This window comes from Bacillus sp. 2175, from assembly GCF_057812155.1.
The window spans coordinates 148,195-166,533 of record NZ_JBSZSU010000009.1 but is presented as its reverse complement, the minus strand read 5'-3'; the positions used below and the strand labels follow the sequence as shown (position 1 = coordinate 166,533).

The 18,339-nt window shown below is 33.9% G+C and carries 12 protein-coding genes and 1 pseudogene; 7 read left to right on the top strand and 6 right to left on the bottom strand.

Features of this window, described 5'->3' with window-relative positions; translation table 11 throughout:
• The first annotated feature begins 95 nt into the window (after window positions 1-95).
• From ACXKY9_RS29730 to cry2Ab, 3 genes are all read left to right on the top strand, one after another.
• Window positions 96-599: a hypothetical protein gene (locus ACXKY9_RS29730; RefSeq protein WP_000545193.1), complete on the top strand. Its 504-nt coding sequence runs from the start codon at window positions 96-98 to the stop codon at window positions 597-599.
• 166 nt (window positions 600-765) lie between these two features.
• On the top strand, window positions 766-1,524 hold the full coding sequence (locus tag ACXKY9_RS29725) for a hypothetical protein (RefSeq protein ID WP_000922362.1): 759 nt from the start codon (window positions 766-768) through the stop codon (window positions 1,522-1,524).
• Between the two features lie 89 nt (window positions 1,525-1,613).
• A complete protein-coding gene (gene cry2Ab, locus ACXKY9_RS29720) occupies window positions 1,614-3,515 on the top strand; it encodes a pesticidal protein Cry2Ab (RefSeq protein ID WP_001067062.1) in 1,902 nt (633 codons plus the stop codon).
• Window positions 3,516-4,159: 644 nt separating this feature from the next.
• Here cry2Ab and ACXKY9_RS29715 read toward each other — a convergent pair.
• The gene (locus ACXKY9_RS29715) at window positions 4,160-4,288 is read right to left on the bottom strand and encodes a hypothetical protein (protein WP_004425465.1); all 129 of its coding nucleotides are present in this window, start codon (window positions 4,286-4,288) and stop codon (window positions 4,160-4,162) included.
• Between the two features lie 101 nt (window positions 4,289-4,389).
• Here ACXKY9_RS29715 and ACXKY9_RS29710 point away from each other — a divergent pair.
• From ACXKY9_RS29710 to xerS, 4 genes and pseudogenes are all read left to right on the top strand, one after another.
• Window positions 4,390-5,289 (top strand): annotated as a pseudogene (locus ACXKY9_RS29710) (IS3 family transposase); the annotation flags it as partial.
• Between the two features lie 286 nt (window positions 5,290-5,575).
• Window positions 5,576-6,208, top strand: a complete 633-nt coding sequence (gene darT / locus ACXKY9_RS29705; RefSeq protein ID WP_000555978.1) for a type II toxin-antitoxin system toxin DNA ADP-ribosyl transferase DarT — start codon at window positions 5,576-5,578, stop codon at window positions 6,206-6,208.
• A gap of 14 nt (window positions 6,209-6,222) precedes the next feature.
• Window positions 6,223-7,248 (top strand): type II toxin-antitoxin system antitoxin DNA ADP-ribosyl glycohydrolase DarG, encoded by a 1,026-nt coding sequence (gene darG, locus ACXKY9_RS29700; RefSeq protein ID WP_000591046.1) that lies wholly within the window; start codon window positions 6,223-6,225, stop codon window positions 7,246-7,248.
• Window positions 7,249-7,413: 165 nt separating this feature from the next.
• A complete protein-coding gene (xerS, locus tag ACXKY9_RS29695) occupies window positions 7,414-8,520 on the top strand; it encodes a tyrosine recombinase XerS (protein ID WP_014481901.1) in 1,107 nt (368 codons plus the stop codon).
• 214 nt (window positions 8,521-8,734) lie between these two features.
• Here xerS and cry1Ia read toward each other — a convergent pair whose 3' ends face one another.
• The 5 genes from cry1Ia to ACXKY9_RS29670 all read right to left on the bottom strand — a co-directional run bounded on the left by cry1Ia (window position 8,735) and on the right by ACXKY9_RS29670 (window position 18,286).
• On the bottom strand, window positions 8,735-10,894 hold the full coding sequence (gene cry1Ia / locus ACXKY9_RS29690) for a pesticidal crystal protein Cry1Ia (RefSeq protein WP_000769223.1): 2,160 nt from the start codon (window positions 10,892-10,894) through the stop codon (window positions 8,735-8,737).
• Between the two features lie 506 nt (window positions 10,895-11,400).
• On the bottom strand, window positions 11,401-14,931 hold the full coding sequence (locus ACXKY9_RS29685) for an insecticidal delta-endotoxin Cry8Ea1 family protein (protein ID WP_000369823.1): 3,531 nt from the start codon (window positions 14,929-14,931) through the stop codon (window positions 11,401-11,403).
• A 289-nt stretch (window positions 14,932-15,220) separates the two neighbouring features.
• Window positions 15,221-16,177, bottom strand: coding sequence for an N-acetylmuramoyl-L-alanine amidase (locus ACXKY9_RS29680; RefSeq protein ID WP_000215668.1), 957 nt, complete (start codon window positions 16,175-16,177; stop codon window positions 15,221-15,223).
• A gap of 410 nt (window positions 16,178-16,587) precedes the next feature.
• On the bottom strand, window positions 16,588-17,787 hold the full coding sequence (locus ACXKY9_RS29675) for a cation:proton antiporter (protein ID WP_000380161.1): 1,200 nt from the start codon (window positions 17,785-17,787) through the stop codon (window positions 16,588-16,590).
• Window positions 17,788-17,791: 4 nt separating this feature from the next.
• Entirely contained in the window at window positions 17,792-18,286 is a 495-nt protein-coding gene (locus tag ACXKY9_RS29670; RefSeq protein WP_001026061.1) for a cation:proton antiporter regulatory subunit, read from the bottom strand.
• Between the last annotated feature and the right edge of the window lie 53 nt (window positions 18,287-18,339).

Genomic DNA, 18,339 nt, shown 5'->3' with positions numbered 1-18,339 from the left:
AATTGGCATATACCGTTTACTCCCCACATAGAATGTGCAGAGCGGTTTTAGAGGTACTTGAAACCCATAAATGAAAGTAGAAGGGGGTGAATACCATGCATGAATCGCAAGAAGGTAGAGATGTTCCGAATGGGATAACTAAACATAAACACCATATACCTTTTCAGTGTATCGTTTCCCTTCCATCAGGTTTTCAAATTGAAAAGCCGAATGATTTGAAACTTGTTTACGATGTAAGTCATTTGTCTATGACGAAAGATACGTGTAAAAAACGTATTGAGATTGATGAATGTGGACAAGTAGAAATTGACTTACAAGTATTAAAGATTAAGGGAGTCCTTTCTTTTATCGGGAATTTTTCTATTGAACCCATTGTGTGTGAAAACATGTATACAACGGTGGACAGAAATCCATCTATTTCCTTAAGTTTTCAAGATACGGTATATGTGGACCATATTTTAAAATATAGTGTGCAGCAATTACCACATTATGTCATTGATGGTGATCATATTCAAGTACGTGAGTTACAAATCAAATTGATGAAAGAAAATCCCCAATCTGCTCAAATATCTGGTCTTTTTTGTTTTGTGTATGAGTAAGAACCGAAGGTTTATAAAAAATTTAAATATACACTATAGTGTCTTTATCAGGATTGAAAGTGAAAAACTATAGGTATAGATGTTAGCTAGTTATCTTAATAATTCAATAGTATCCAAAGGATTTAACTATGCACGATAAAAATAGTTAATAGGAGGAAAAGATTTTATGCTAAAATATCATTTTCCTAATGTATGTGAAGATGAATTAATTAATATATATTCTTATGGGGATTTTAAAGGACAAGGAAAATATATATGCCTCTTTAAAATTGAAAACCAATCATTCTTATTTTGGAGAAACGATAAAGGAAATAAAATATATACAAATTTAGAATCTATCAGTGTAGAAATAATAAACACGAATAATACGTATAATCAAAGTCAGAATGTATGCCCACAAGATTTAGTTGATACGTATAATCAAAGTCAGAATGTATGCCCACAAGATTTAGTTGATACGTATAATCAAAGTCAGAATGTATGCCCACAAGATTTAGTTGATACGTATAACCAAAGTCAGAATGTATGCCCACAAGATTTAGTTGATACGTATAATCAAAGTCAGAATGTATGCCCACAAGATTTAGTTGATACGTATAACCAAAGTCAGAATGTATGCCCACAAGATTTAGTTGATACGTATAACCAAAGTCAGAATGTATACACACAAGATTTAATTGATACGTATAACCAAAGTCAGAATGTATGCCCACAAGATTTAGTTGATACGTATAACCAAAGTCAGAATGTATGCCCACAAGATTTAGTTGATACGTATAACCAAAGTCAGAATGTATGCCCACAAGATTTAGTTGATACGTATAACCAAAGTCAGAATGTATGCCCACAAGATTTGAATGTATACACACAAGATTTAATTGATACGTATAATCAAAGTCAGAATTGTGATTGTGGTTGTAAGTAGTAAGTAGTAAGTAGTTTCTTAAACATACTCGTTATTATCAAAAGAGTTTAGTTTTAATATAAAACTAGATATTTAAGGAGGAATTTTATATGAATAATGTATTGAATAGTGGAAGAACAACTATTTGTGATGCGTATAATGTAGTAGCCCATGATCCATTTAGTTTTGAACATAAATCATTAGATACCATCCAAAAAGAATGGATGGAGTGGAAAAGAACAGATCATAGTTTATATGTAGCTCCTGTAGTCGGAACTGTGTCTAGTTTTTTGCTAAAGAAAGTGGGGAGTCTTATTGGAAAAAGGATATTGAGTGAATTATGGGGGATAATATTTCCTAGTGGTAGTACAAATCTAATGCAAGATATTTTAAGGGAGACAGAACAATTCCTAAATCAAAGACTTAATACAGATACCCTTGCTCGTGTAAATGCAGAATTGATAGGGCTCCAAGCGAATATAAGGGAGTTTAATCAACAAGTAGATAATTTTTTAAACCCTACTCAAAACCCTGTTCCTTTATCAATAACTTCTTCGGTTAATACAATGCAGCAATTATTTCTAAATAGATTACCCCAGTTCCAGATACAAGGATACCAGTTGTTATTATTACCTTTATTTGCACAGGCAGCCAATATGCATCTTTCTTTTATTAGAGATGTTATTCTTAATGCAGATGAATGGGGTATTTCAGCAGCAACATTACGTACGTATCGAGATTACCTGAGAAATTATACAAGAGATTATTCTAATTATTGTATAAATACGTATCAAACTGCGTTTAGAGGGTTAAACACCCGTTTACACGATATGTTAGAATTTAGAACATATATGTTTTTAAATGTATTTGAATATGTATCCATTTGGTCATTGTTTAAATATCAGAGTCTTATGGTATCTTCTGGCGCTAATTTATATGCTAGCGGTAGTGGACCACAGCAGACACAATCATTTACAGCACAAAACTGGCCATTTTTATATTCTCTTTTCCAAGTTAATTCGAATTATATATTATCTGGTATTAGTGGTACTAGGCTTTCTATTACCTTCCCTAATATTGGTGGTTTACCGGGTAGTACTACAACTCATTCATTGAATAGTGCCAGGGTTAATTATAGCGGAGGAGTTTCATCTGGTCTCATAGGGGCGACTAATCTCAATCACAACTTTAATTGCAGCACGGTCCTCCCTCCTTTATCAACACCATTTGTTAGAAGTTGGCTGGATTCAGGTACAGATCGAGAGGGCGTTGCTACCTCTACGAATTGGCAGACAGAATCCTTTCAAACAACTTTAAGTTTAAGGTGTGGTGCTTTTTCAGCCCGTGGAAATTCAAACTATTTCCCAGATTATTTTATCCGTAATATTTCTGGGGTTCCTTTAGTTATTAGAAACGAAGATCTAACAAGACCGTTACACTATAACCAAATAAGAAATATAGAAAGTCCTTCGGGAACACCTGGTGGAGCACGGGCCTATTTGGTATCTGTGCATAACAGAAAAAATAATATCTATGCCGCTAATGAAAATGGTACTATGATCCATTTGGCGCCAGAAGATTATACAGGATTTACTATATCGCCAATACATGCCACTCAAGTGAATAATCAAACTCGAACATTTATTTCTGAAAAATTTGGAAATCAAGGTGATTCCTTAAGATTTGAACAAAGCAACACGACAGCTCGTTATACGCTTAGAGGGAATGGAAATAGTTACAATCTTTATTTAAGAGTATCTTCAATAGGAAATTCAACTATTCGAGTTACTATAAACGGTAGAGTTTATACTGTTTCAAATGTTAATACCACTACAAATAACGATGGAGTTAATGATAATGGAGCTCGTTTTTCAGATATTAATATCGGTAATATAGTAGCAAGTGATAATACTAATGTAACGCTAGATATAAATGTGACATTAAACTCCGGTACTCCATTTGATCTCATGAATATTATGTTTGTGCCAACTAATCTTCCACCACTTTATTAAGGTTTGAGTGAATGTACAATTAGTATTTTATTCTATCATAAATTTAATAGAAAATTCTTAAACATATTGACGGAACTAAATGATATATAATTATGGATATTAGAGGGTGTCTTAAAGTAGTAAAATTCTTACTCTGAGACACCCTCTTTATTTTTTTATATCCAAATCGGATGAAATATGGGAGAAATCATTTCAAGTTAACCTAAAGCTTTTCATATTTAAAAACTTTGTAACAGTACTAAGAAGAAGAGGAATTGGAATAAAATTCATTCTCATTTGAAAAAGGTTTTACCATACAAGATATCCGGATAATAACAGGTGATAATCAAGAGTTTCTAGATAAAAATTTCAGGTGTTAGAAAATTCTTAAACTTACCGTTTCAGGGGATGGGTTACAAAAGAAGTGTGCTACATGTAGACAATAATTTCTATAGGATAAATCTATGGACTTAAAGTTCCAATAAAATAGTAAGACAAAATGGTTATTTCATTTCATCATTAAATACAGGGATAAGGAATTGTATTCGTAAATGATTTGTTAACAGCTGTTCCTAAGCTTTCTTATGAGAAATTATAGAACAATATTAGTAATCCTCACGATCACATTTCCGTTCTCTGTCACAATCATTTCTATTGTTTTTAATTCAAAAAATAAAGTCTTCATCCTTTTCTTCAGCGAAGCGAATAAAGATTCCTTCGCCCTCAAATATACCAGCTGAGAATACTTTAATTCGATCTCCTTCGCGTAAATCAAAAAATCTTCTTCTTGACATGAGAATCGCCTCCAAGTGTGTTTTTTCTAATGTATGTATGACATTATTTTATTGATTGGGCACATAAGAAGAATGTTTTATCCCTTTATAGAGACATTACCAATATTCCGTCTTATGAAACACTTCGGAAATGAAAAATAGCTTATGAAACAGGAGGATTGTATGCCCTACATTCAAAGAAAAAGGGGCGTCCATCCATGAAAGATAAAAAAATAAAACCAGTAGTAGAAGGCTCAATAGAAACACTACAAGCGGAAAATGTATATTTAAAAAGGTTTAATGCTGTAGTTCAAAACAAGAAACAATCACCAAACAAGACAAAGCTCAAGTAATAAGCTATTTATGATGAACGGATGAATCGTGGACACAAAATAAATCATAAAATGGTGTATCACCTTATGAAAGAATTAGGGTTAAAATGCCTTGTTCGTATGAAAAAATATCGCTCTTACAAAGGGACAGTTGGGAAAATTGCGCCGAATATTTTAAATCGCAACTTCCAAGCCGACAAACCAAATGAAAAATGAATTACAGATATAACGGAGTGTAAGTTATTTAGGGAGAAGTTATACCTATCACCAATGTTAGATTTATTTAATGGTGAAATTATCACGTATACAATTGGTTCAAGAACGACCTATTCCCTTGTTTCAACAATGTTAGACCAAGCCTTTGAACGTGTAACAGATCAAGACAAACTCCTCATTCATTCTGATCAAGGTTGGCACTATCAAATGAAACAATACCGTCATTCTCTTAAGCAATGTGGCATAACACAAAGTATGTCTCGCAAAGGAAACTGTTATGACAATGCCGTTATTGAAAATTTTTTCGGTATCATGAAATCAGAATTTCTGTATCGAAAAGAATTTGAAAGTATAACACATTTCAAACAAGAATTAGCAAAGTATATAGAATACTATAATCATAAAAGAATTAAGGCAAAATTAAAGGGTATGAGTCCGGTACAATACCGGGCTCATACCCTAGAGGCTGCCTAATGAAACGACCTGTCTAACTTTCGGGGGCACTTCAATTTAGTTGTCCTCTTTTGAGCATAAATCAAATTTCATATATGTAATAATGGAATTTATGAAACACATTCATAGCATGAACGTGTTATATGTGAGAAGAAACTTACATGAAAGAATAAAGGGGGAGGCTATATACAGGCTGTATGAATTGTTAATGATTAAGAAATAATTTTACATTAAATTCGAGTTTAATTGATAATTATAGTGTGTTATAATATAAATAAAATTAAACGTTAATATCGTGAGGTACATAATGCATTCAAACACATTTATATATCATATGACTCATTATAGAAATTTATCAAAAATATTATCTTCAAATGGACTCGTGTGTGTCTCTAGCATCATGAATAATGGGCAAACATATTGTAATATTGCTAATAATGATATACAAAACAGACGAGCTTATTACTCAGTTCCAGTAGAACCATTTGGAACATTACATAAATATGTTCCATTCTATTTCGCTCCAAAATCACCTATGTTATACAGTATCTATAAAGGTAATGTCACACAATATAATGAGGGGCAAGGGCCTCTCATTTATTTTGTATCGTCAGCGCAAAAAATAAAGCAAAACGGGGTTCCTTTTTGTTTTACTGATGGCCATGGAATAATGCACTTCACTGAGTATTACAATGATCTTAAAGAATTGCACAACATTGATTGGGATATAATGAAGAGTAAATATTGGCATGACACGATTGAAGACAATGATAGAAAGCGTAGAAGAATGGCAGAGTTTCTGGTTTACCAATATGTCCCACTTGACTGTATTATCGGGATTGCAGTCTATAGTCAAAAATATAAAGAAGAAACCGAAAAAATATTAACTGAACATAATGTTTCTTTAACAGTTAAATTAAAACCTAATTGGTATTATTAAGGTGGTGGTAGAAATTGATTAAAATAACAAAAGGCAATTTGTTAGAAGCTGATGCACAAGCTTTGGTGAATACCGTTAATACAGTCGGTGTAATGGGAAAAGGTATCGCCCTTCAATTTAAACAAGCATTCCCTGATAATTTTAAAGCTTATCAGAAGGCATGTAAAATTAATCAAGTTCAGCCTGGGAAAATGTTTATATATAAAACACACCTCTTAGGATCACCAGAATACATTATAAACTTTCCAACTAAAAGGCATTGGAAGAATAAATCAAGAATTGAAGATATTAAGAGTGGGCTTAGTTCTTTAAGAAATGAAATTATTAATTATAATATAAAATCGATCGCATTACCTCCTCTTGGATGTGGTAATGGGGGCTTAGATTGGAGTGAAGTACAGCCTTTAATTATAAAGTCATTAGAGGACTTAAATACTACAGTTTATCTATATGAACCTTCTGGTCATCCTGATCCAAATAGCATGAAAATAGGTACAACTAAGCCAAAAATGACAAAAGCAAGAGCTCTTTTACTATTATTAATGGAGCAATACAGAGCTCCAGGATATCACCTTTCGCTTCTCGAAATACAGAAATTAGCTTATTTTTTACAAGAGTGTGGAGAGCCTCTTCGTTTAAATTTTGTGAAATATATATATGGTCCATATGCGGAAAATTTAAATCATGTTTTAATTCGTTTAGAAGGACATTATATTCGTGGTTATGGTGATCGAAATTCTAAATCTGATATTAATCTGTTTGAAGATGCAATATTAGAAGCTAAAGAGTTTATCTCTCATGATGAAGAATCTTTAAAAAGACTTGAAGAGGTAAAAAATTTAATTGAAGGATATGAAACCCCTTATGGTATGGAGCTTTTAGCTACTGTACATTGGTCTATAAAGTATGGAAATAATTCAATAATGGATTTCGATGAGATTATCAATTATATCCATAGTTGGAATGAACGTAAAAAACACGTATTTAAAAATAATCATATAAAAAAGACAATGCAGCATCTAGAGATATTTATGCAATAAATTAAAGACTTTTAAAAGTTAATTTAAATGGAAATTCTATATAAAGTTGTTTTCGTAAGAATATCAATTAAAATTGTATTTAATGTAAAATTAGACAAATTAAGACAAAACAGTACATTGATTATAGAAAATCAATGTACTGTTTTGAAGTTTGAGGTGAAAAAATTGAGCAATCGAGAAAAACAAGTGTATAAAGCACGTGTAGAACGTCATAAAGAAAAAATGCCTTGGTATATCATTGAATATATTGAAGAGAAAACGAACCTCTCCCCTGCTACTTTGTATGGATATTTAATTGAATATGAAATGTTTTTACATTGGTTGATCTCCTCTCGTCTTGTTTTCGTAAATGGAGAAGTTGTAACGGTTACGAAATTACATGAGGTGCCAATTGAAACATTGGAACACCTTCCTCTTAAACAAGTAAAAAGGTTTAAAAGCTATTTAGAGAGACAAGGTAATAAAACAAAGGCAATTATACGAACATTTTCAGCTCTAAAATCATTATTTAACTACCTAACCAAAAACACTGAAGATGATAATGGAGAATGTTACTTTTATAGAAATGTTATGGCCAAAATGGAAATTCATAAGGAAAAAATTGACGCTTCAGCAAGAGCGAAAGAAATTTCTGAAGTTATTTTTCACAATAATGATGATATTAAATTTATGCGCTTTTTATCTAATGAATATGAGCAAATGCTAAAAGAAAACGCTCCCGGTAAGTTAAGATTCTTCAAACGCGATAGAGAGCGTGATATTGCTATTCTAAGTTTAATTTTAGGTACAGGACTTCGGGTATCTGAAACAGCTAGTTTAACTATTTCTAGTATCAATTTTCGTACTCGTTACATTAAAGTTGTACGAAAAGGAGATAAAAAATCATCTATTTTGGCTACACAAACAGCCCTAGATGATGTTCAAGAGTATCTAAAAGTACGTGCTGCTCGTTACAAGTGTCCTGATGCTGAAGATATTCTATTTGTAACAAATTATAAAGGATCCTATGCGCAAATTTCTGTTAATGCTATACAAAAGCTTACAGAGAAATACACAAGGGCTTTTGATGAAAAGAAAAGCCCTCATAAATTACGTCATACTTATGCTACTAATCACTATAATGAAAATAAAGATTTAGTATTATTAGCAAATCAAATGGGACATAATTCTATGGAAACAACATCTCTTTATACAAACATTGATGATACTAAACGACGAGCTGCAATAGAACGCTTAGAACAACGTCAATTTGAAGATACAAAAGAAAAATAAATAGTAAATAGAGAGCATTGTAGCCTACGAAAAGACAATGCTCTCTTATGTTTGTATGTCTATACTATTAATGTATAGATAAATTAATTTTTAATATCTCTACTGTTAAATAGCATACAATTAAATTTCATCCTACATCTAATCACTCAAAATATTGGTACAAGAATTGTATATTTAACCCTTTTATTTTTCTGGATTTAGGTAGATTTTAATTCTACATGTTACGCTCAATATGGAGTTGCTTCGCGTATTTAACTATCTCGAATAATTCTCTCTTTTCATCAAGATAGAATTCATCTGATAGAGACTCTACTAAATTTGATACCTGGTCAATATGATAATCCTTTACATCTGTTTTTAATCCTCTTGGATTCGTAGATGTAAACAGTGCAGTAACCTTCTCTTGCGCTTTTTCAAAATCATATTCTGCCTCATATGTTACTTCTACCGGAACAAATTCAATTCTATCTATATAAACTTCGTTACCTGAAGAGAAGTTCCAAGCACCTATTGTGAATGTACTTTGTACATCTAAAAAGCTAAATGGAGTGGTAAAGCCTACAGTTCTAAAGGTTTTATAGTCTAAGTCCTCTCCTCTATTCATAGTTGCTGAAAAATTACCTTGATTAATAGCTTTACCGTTAATTGACGTATGGAATTGTAAATCTGTGGTAGAAGCATAGCGAATCCTCACGCGATATCTTTGTGCAAATGGTGGATTAATATTTACTCGTATATCCCCAAATGTACCAGTATTCGTTCTTCGAAGGATATCCCCACCTGTAAATCCTGGTCCTCTCACTACAGCGGCACCTGAAGACAGATTGAAAGCTTTTACTAATGGTATTTGTGTAATGCTATTTGGCTCAATTGTATTTGTACGATCTGCACTACGATGCGTCCAAGAATATACCAATGCTTTCACATGTGATGCTGAAATGAGTCCTATATGAGATAATCTATGACTATAAGATTCATAATTTGGCTGTCCTGTTGCTTCAGGTGGTAATTCATTTTCTGAATCCTGTAATTGCGTCCCAATTCCAGCATACCCTGGATAATAGAAATTATCAGATGCGATCGGATGTGTGACGAATTTCCAATGAAAATCAACCCTAGGTACTCCATTAACAGGTTGAGTTAAAAATAGATTCAGCCCTGCCAATGATTCAGTCCTATAGACGTCTCGAGAAGTGAACGGTAATGTTACAGGATTAATAGAAGTATTAGTAGATCCTTGTGTTGAGATATTTAACGTTCCTCCTATTGTTCGGAATTCTAGTTTATGTCCTCCCCACATATTCATATACTGAGTGTTACTCCATCGACTTAATAAGCTGTAAATTGTAACTTGTTCTAGAAAATCGAGTAGATGCGGGTTTCGAACAACAGCAGCCTCTATGGCAGAGAACGAAGGTGCATTATTATTATACCAAGTCGTACTTGTAAAACTTGGATGCGGATGTACTGTCCCAATTGCGTCTGTATATACTTCTCTTGTAAGTTGGGCTGTAGTTTTAATTGGATACATTTGTGTATCATAGCTTGGAAATAGTGCCACTAAATCTAGTACCATTAAAGTCATGTCTCTACGGAATTGATTATATCGTACCCAACTTTCGGCATTTGTACCCCTCAAGTTATTTAGACCTGTGCTATACCATTTCACACAATGGTCGGAATAATCTCCTGCTCGTTCGACTTGACGGTTATAAAATGTTGAAATTTCTGAAGATGATAATCCCCACTCTTTTCCAAAAATAGATGCATCTCTTAATAGCAACAAATGTAAATTTGCAGCTTGGGCATATATCGGTAATAATGGTACCTCCTCTCCAGACACTGCAAAAGAAGGTAGTTTCTGAACGAACATCAATTCTAATGCGATATATTGGCTCTTGACAACACTCCTAGCCCTTGTGTTATTACGATTTCCAACCCAACTTTCAAGCGAATCATGGTAGACAGCTAAGGCATCTCCTAATCCTTTCAAGTCTGTAAGTGCTTTATTTCTTGCATAAGTTGATATTTTTTGATTAATAATCTCTTCTACATGTTCCATAAAGATTTCCCATTGATTTTTCCCCTTAGGCCATAGCTCACCTAAGATAAAACTATAAAGACTAGCTACTTGTCCTGCAAAAGGAACGCCTAGGGTACCAAGTATTTTACCCGCAATACCAATACCTGTTTGAATTGTTGATGCACTAACAAACGGCTCTACATTTTCATACTCAGACATTTTCAAACAATCTTCATGATTAATGTTTTGTAATTCTATATCTGTTTCATTTTTTAGTGAATCCGTAGAGATTTTATCTACTTTCGCATTGCTAGAAAAACTTTGATGCTTATCTTGATTCTTTAGTTTCATATTAATCCCTCCACTTATACTATTATTTAATTTTCAGATATAATTTTATTCATACAAAATTATACTTAGCTGTAATGTCAAATAAAGCATTTTCAATTTATACATATATTTCATAATTAATTATATAATATATGTGGAATTTACTAATAAATATTATTCCTTAATAACTTTCTAACGTCTTTAAACCTTCTTTAAAAATGAACTGAAATAACTTCAAACACCTATAAATACTCTTATTAGTGCTTTATTTTCGATTACAAGTAAAGCATATACCAAATAAAAAAAGAAAAAGCAGAGATATTTTCATCGATAGGTGAAAATATCTCTGCTTGATTAAGTTGCTCTATACATATGTATTACTAGAAAATAACATAGTAAAACGGACATCACTCCGTTTCAATGGAGGTGATGTCCGTTTTTCATTACAACAAATTACTTATCTATTTGTAATGCTGCTCTTGGACAATTGATTTGAAAACGATATTTAAACCTGAGTTTGCATGAGACTATTCCTCCATAAGGAGTAATTCCACGCTGTCCACGATAAATGTTCCTTCCGTTTCTCCAATCTCAATCCATACCTTATCGGTTTCTGGGAAGTATTCTAATTCTTTTGTCACATAACCAACTGGTAGTGGCGTGTAATCCCTATACCCTCTGTTAAATTCACAAGGATTCTCTCTTCGTCCATCTGTATACGATTTTTCTTCATAGACTGACGCATAATCAGCTGGTACGGAAGGAGCTTCGTTATATCCTCGATTACGAGAAGTGTACGCACCTCCGTATTCTTCTTGATTTACAGTATAATCATTACACGTTACCGTGTTATTTGGATAGATTTCCTCTTCTACGCAGTTGCTAAACTTCAGTTCGTCTGTATTGTTCTCGATCTCATGAATGGTTACGCAACCTTCTCCATATCCCTCCTTGTACGCTGTGACACGAAGGATATAGCCACGACCCGGACAGACACGAACTTCTTGTGACACTTCTGCTTCCCATTCCGGAACAACAAGGACCGAACGTTGGTTGTTTTGTTCTTCTACATCTACATGCCCTTTCACGTTCCAGCAGGATAAGCCATTATTAAAATCACCATTTTTAATGACATTTCTCGCATCATATAGGGAGAATGCAGTGAAAATACGCCCTTCTAATTCTTCAAAAATAGCCGCATTGACACCCGGAATCACAGACAGCTCAGGCAGATAAGCTTCTCGAATGCTATGAACACGTTTATCTGCCGCATGAATCATGGCAATATTCGTATCCGCTTGTAATTGATCATATTGAGAGTTTACAAATAAAGCATCTACAGATTCTTTTGCCTCTTTATAAACGATATTTGTTTCCCATTCCAATTTTTCACGTTTGTCTCTCCATTTTTTCTCCGCTCTTTTCACACGAGCTAGCGCTTCTCCTACTAATGGTTTCTCTTCGAGAAACTCTAGATTCCCTAGTCTTGCGTGCCCATCTTGCGTCTTAATCTTAAAGATCACCCATACACCTAGGTCCTCATTTAAGTCTGTACATCCTACATCAATGTCTAAGGAGAAATGATGCGAATGATGGGCACACTTTTCTCCATCCCTACACGAACAATCTAAGTCAGGATTCCATTCAAGGTGTGGCGCGCATCGATTCGGCTCTCCACACTTTCCGATTGGACTTTGGGCTGAAAGCGGCCATAAGGAACCCGTACCTGGCACATTTACTGTTTCATGTTTTGCATTGTAGCGAATTAAATAGATTTCTAAGTCTTGACTATCTTCGATATACCCTCTTAATTGATAACGGGTATAGGCTTTTAATTTCGACTCATCTATTTTTTGATATAAATACGTTGGATAGCACTCATCAAAGGTACCCAATAGCGTAACGTAATTCTCTTTGAATACGTCATCGCCTCCTTGGATGGTAATATCCGTACTTCCTCTCCAGCCACGGTCTAGTTGTCTATTGATCCCTCTGAAGTTTGGATCTTGAAGTAAATTCCGCTCATCACTAAGTCGCTTCGCATGTTTGACTTTCTCGGACAATTCTTGTTTTTCATCCAGACAAAATTCATCTGATAAACACTCAACTAAATTGGATACTTGATCAATATGATAATCCGTCACATCTGTTTTTAACCCGATTTGATTGGAAGAAGTAAACAGCTCATTCACCGCCTTTTGTGCTCTTTCTAAATCATATTCTGCCTCAAAGGTTACTTCTGCCGGAACAAATTCAATTCGATCTATATAAACTTCATTGCCTGAATTGAAGACATGAGCACTTAACGTAAATACACTTGATCCATTTGAAAAGTTAAACGGAGTAGTAAAACCTACAGTCCTAAAGCTTCCGGACTGTAAATTACTCCCACTACTCATAGTTGCTGAAAAATTACCCTGATTAATAGGTCTTCCGTCAATTGATGTATGGAATTGTAAATTTGTAGTAGAAGCGTAGCGAATTCTTACCCGATATCTTTGTGATAATGGTGCAGTAATATTTACTCTTAAGGTTGAAATCTGGCCAGGTGAAGTTCTTCGAAGAATATCTCCTCCTGTAAATCCTGGTCCTTTAACGACAGAAGTTCCAGAGCCAAGATTAGTAGATTTTGTTAAAGGTATTTGTGTAATTTGTGATGAAGGAATTATATTATTAAATTCAGCACTGCGATGCTGCCAAGAAAACGTTGGAGCTCTCAAGGTGTAAACTGCTCCAGCTGCTTGGCTCAGCATTGTAACATGACTCAATCGATGGCTAAATCCCGCACGAGGTGGTACACTATTATCCTGTGGCGGTATTACATCTAGTGAATCGACTGTACCCCTTTGTCTATATATAGTGGAAGGCAAGTTGGTCGTTAGGGAGGCAAAAGAAAACTCCGTTCCATCAAGGACAAACAGTTCCTGATTATTTGGGCCTGAACCAAGTATAATTCTTCTATATAAAGGTGAAGATAATGTTCTAAAAATCCCCAAACCAGTTAATGAGACAAGTACGGGTGGAGCTGCATTCCCCGCATTCCCAAATAAAGGGAATGCGAATTCTGGTCCTGAAAACCCTACAGGAGAAGCTGTTATTTGATGCCCTGACCAATAATTAAAGCCTCTATGCACATCAGTATAAATGGTTATACTATTAAGGATATCCATAAGATGTGGTTGCCTAATATTCTGTTCTATTCTCTGAGCCATTCCACGAAAACTACCATCAAAATTTTCTAATACTGGGTTCGTATAAATTTCTCTTGTTAATTGGGAAACTGTTCGAATTGGATACCTTCGACTATCATAATTTGAGAATAGAGCAACGATATCTAATACAGTAAGTGTTAGCTCTCTTCTAAATTGATTATACCTTACCCAATCTCTAGAATCCGGTCCCCATACACGCTCTAATCCCGTATTGTACCAGCGCACAGCATAATCTGTATAGTTGCCAATAAGCCTAGTTAAATCATTATAACGACTATTGATAGTCGCGGCATCAAATCCCCACCTTTGTCCAAACACTGAAACATCTCTCAAAACTGATAAATGTAAATTTGCAGCTTGAACATATACTGATAAAAGAGGAACTTGATAATTTTGAACTGCAAAAAGAGGAATAGCGGTTGTAAGGGCACTGTTCATGTCATTGAATTGAATACGCATCTCTTCTCTTAATGCTGGATTAGTAGGATCTGCTTCCCACTCTCTAAAAGATTCTGCGTAAATTTGATAAAGATTGCTTAGTCCTTCTAATCTAGAAATGGCTTGGTTCCTAGCGAATTCTTCTATTCTTTGGTTAATTAACTGTTCAATTTGTACAAGAAATGCGTCCCATTGAGAGGGACCAAAAATTCCCCATATTATATCAACTAGTCCTAACACAAATCCAGCACCGGGAACAAATTCACTCAAAAGAAATTGCGTTAGCGACAAGGAAATATCGATTGGGGTGTAACCAGTTTCTATTCTTTCTCCACCTAATACTTCTACTTCAGGGTTACTTAAACAATTATAAGGAATGCATTCATTGATGTTCGGATTGTTATCCATAAGTTACCTCCATCTCTTTTATTAAGATACCAATTCATTATGATATAATACTGTTTTTCATTACTACAATTTAAAACATATGACTCATCTTATGAAAAAATGCACAAAGTGCAACTAATTTTACTAAATATCAATTTTTGACCCAGGGTGTTAACAATCTACTTACTTCTCGCCCATTATCCATGCTTTAGACTTTACAATGTTTAACCAATGCATTAAGGGTTTGTATTCCGTTAACTTATTTTAAAGTCTTATTACTTTTTATACTTATATATAAAATCCACTTTTCCTATTTTACATATACAAATTGAGAATTTGCGGTAATGTAGAAATACTTACACTTATACATGTTAGAACCATTTACCTGCAATTCATCTTGAATTGTAAATGCTTCCCCTTTTTTTACAGTCTTAATCTTATCATTCCAATTAGCAGAACCATAGACCCATAATTCGTTTGTATCTACAACCACTAATTTACCAATATTACTCGTTTGTCTACGGGCAAAGTAAATATAGGAAGAGTCATATTTCACCCATGAATTACCTAGGTTCAGCCAGCCCTCACGTTCTTCCCAAACAATATAAGATTCAGGTTTGTTCAATTTACGAATTACATCACTACTCGTGCTAGGTCCTCTGCGAAGGTTAATATTTACACCTTCCATGTAAGCAATTCCTAATCCTTGTGTACCCGCATCCTTGTTATGATTCTCTACAACCATATCGTTTAGACTATCTTCAATCATCCTCTTGAAACCCTCAAATCCACCTGGTCGATTAAATATCGGACGTGGACAGTTCTTTCCACTCCAATGTTGATGGGAAACTACGTTCCCAATCTTTAATCCAAGGTGAGCCATGAGAAACTTAACGAGACCCGCAGCATGGGTTAAGGCTTTTTCAAAATTACCATCACGATTTTCACAAATTTCAATGCCGATAGACGAGCGATTACCCGCTCCATTCCCGTCTCCGGCATGCCAACCATTCTCATTTAGTGGTAAGTGCTGTACAATCCGATGATCGTCTACCGTAAAATGCCAGGATACACCAGATGATCCACCACCATTGTTAACATATCTAGCATGCGCTCTTGCATCTGCACCTGCATTTTGGTTTGCAGTGGTGTGAATTGTGATATATCTTGGATTCATGGTATATGCAGGACGGTTACGGTTTCCTTTTGGAATGATATTACTTTCAAAAGGTATTTTATTAATTTCTTTAACATTGAATACTGTCATATAGCTACATCTCCTATCAGATTATTTAATACGCTTTCAATCTTTCTTAAATACATATTTCTATATTTATGAGTACAGTATATCTCTGTCCTGAAATAAAAAAGCATAGATATTTTCACCTATTGATGAAGTTAACCATGCTTTTCCACATAAAACATCTAAAATGCCTTGAAATTTTAGGAATGGTTCTTAAAAACTTCTTTTCGTGATGTATGATTTGATTTTTTTTCGATATACCTAAAAAGGAGCTAAAAGGAGCTAACAGTTGATTAAATCCTTTTAGCTCCTTTTTTATTTCAAATCGATATATATGTTAATTAACACAAGGAATTCAATCCCTCAATTCATGCAAACTACAGAAACTCTACAATAAAAATGCAAGTAATTAAAAAGATTTTATTTCCCTAAATTTAAGCAGATTTTTTATCCCACTTAAATATTTTATTTAAAAATTTATATATTTTTCTCGATTCTTTAGTAAAGAGTGGCCCTAAAATAGATAGGATAAGTACATATAGTGCTGAGAACGGTTTCAATACTGACATTAAACCACCCGCCATACCAATATTAGCCATAATAATTGAAAACTCCCCCCTTGACACGATTGTTAACCCAATATTTGTCGATGCTTTATGAGATAATCCAGCTTGCCTTCCTGCAATCATCCCTGCTACAAAGTTCCCAATGATTGTCAGTAGTACAGCACCTAACGTTAGCCATATCGCTCCACCTAACGAAAACGGATCTATACCTAAACCGAAGCTAAAGAAGAAGATAGCTCCAAAAAAGTCTCTAAATGGAACAACAAGATGTTCAATTCGATCACTATGCTCTGTTTCAGAAAAAACTAAACCTAACAGAAGTGCTCCGATTGCTTCCGCAACATGAATTGTTTCAGAAAAACCAGCGATAAAGAATAAAGAAGAAAATACTACTATAATAAAAATTTCATCTGAACTAATATTCAACAATTTATTTAATAACGGAGTAGCCCATCTAGCTACAATAAAGAATAAGAGCATATATCCCAAAGCTATACCAATTGAGGTAAGAGCACCTAAGAATGAAGCATGATCACCAAGGACTAAGCCAGAAACCACTGATAAATATACAGCAAGGAATATATCTTCAAACATGATAATTCCTAAAATTAGCTCCGTTTCTTTATTCCCTGTTCTTTTTAAATCAACTAGTACTTTTGCAACAATAGCACTAGAAGAAATTGTAATAACCCCCGCTATAATCAAAGTTTCTAATAAAGGGAATCTCATCAAAAATCCATATAGTAACCCCAACGAAAAATTAATCAAAATATAGATTGTTCCACCAATCGCGATAGAACGACCAGATTTAATTAGCTTTTTCATTGAAAATTCTAATCCTAGGTAAAATAGAAGAAAAAGTACTCCTATCCTTCCCAAGAAAGAGATTACACTTTCACTTTCTATAAATCTAAAATCGATTACACCTATTACCGGAGCGTGTGGGCCAACTAACATCCCCAGAACAATTAAAAAAGGAATAATTGAAAATTTAAGCCTTCCAGCGACTACTGCTGCAATTGCTACTAAAATTAGAGCTGTACCAACTTCAAAAATTAAAGTATCCATCTAGTCAGTCTCCTCTATTTGAAAGTAATTCATTAATAAGTTTTTTAACTTCGTTTCTTTCTCCAGAGACTACTAACATATCCCCCTTCTCGATAACAGATTCTGGTCCTGGGTTAAATAATTTTTTCATGTTTTCTCTTATAATGGCTATAACAGTTACATTGTATATTTTTCTTATTTCAAGCTGACCTATTGTTTTTTCAATGGCAAGAGCTTTATTTTCAACTTTAAACCATTCAATTGTTATTCCTTCAAATGCCATTTCAATTGTTTCTAAAGCTTGAGGTTTATATACCATTCCTCCTAATATTGCTGCGAGCTTTCTTGCCTCTGAATCACACAAAGAGACACTTGAGATACTTTCTTCGTGGTCTGTATCAAAATGATACATTTCTCTACGTCCATCATCATGAATCACGATTACCATTTTATTATTATCTTTTGTGACAATATGAAATTTATAACCGATGCCCGGCAATTCACTTTCTCGAATATTCATATAATTTCCTCCTCAGCAGTTTTTCTATACTCTAAATATGTCCAATTTCAATT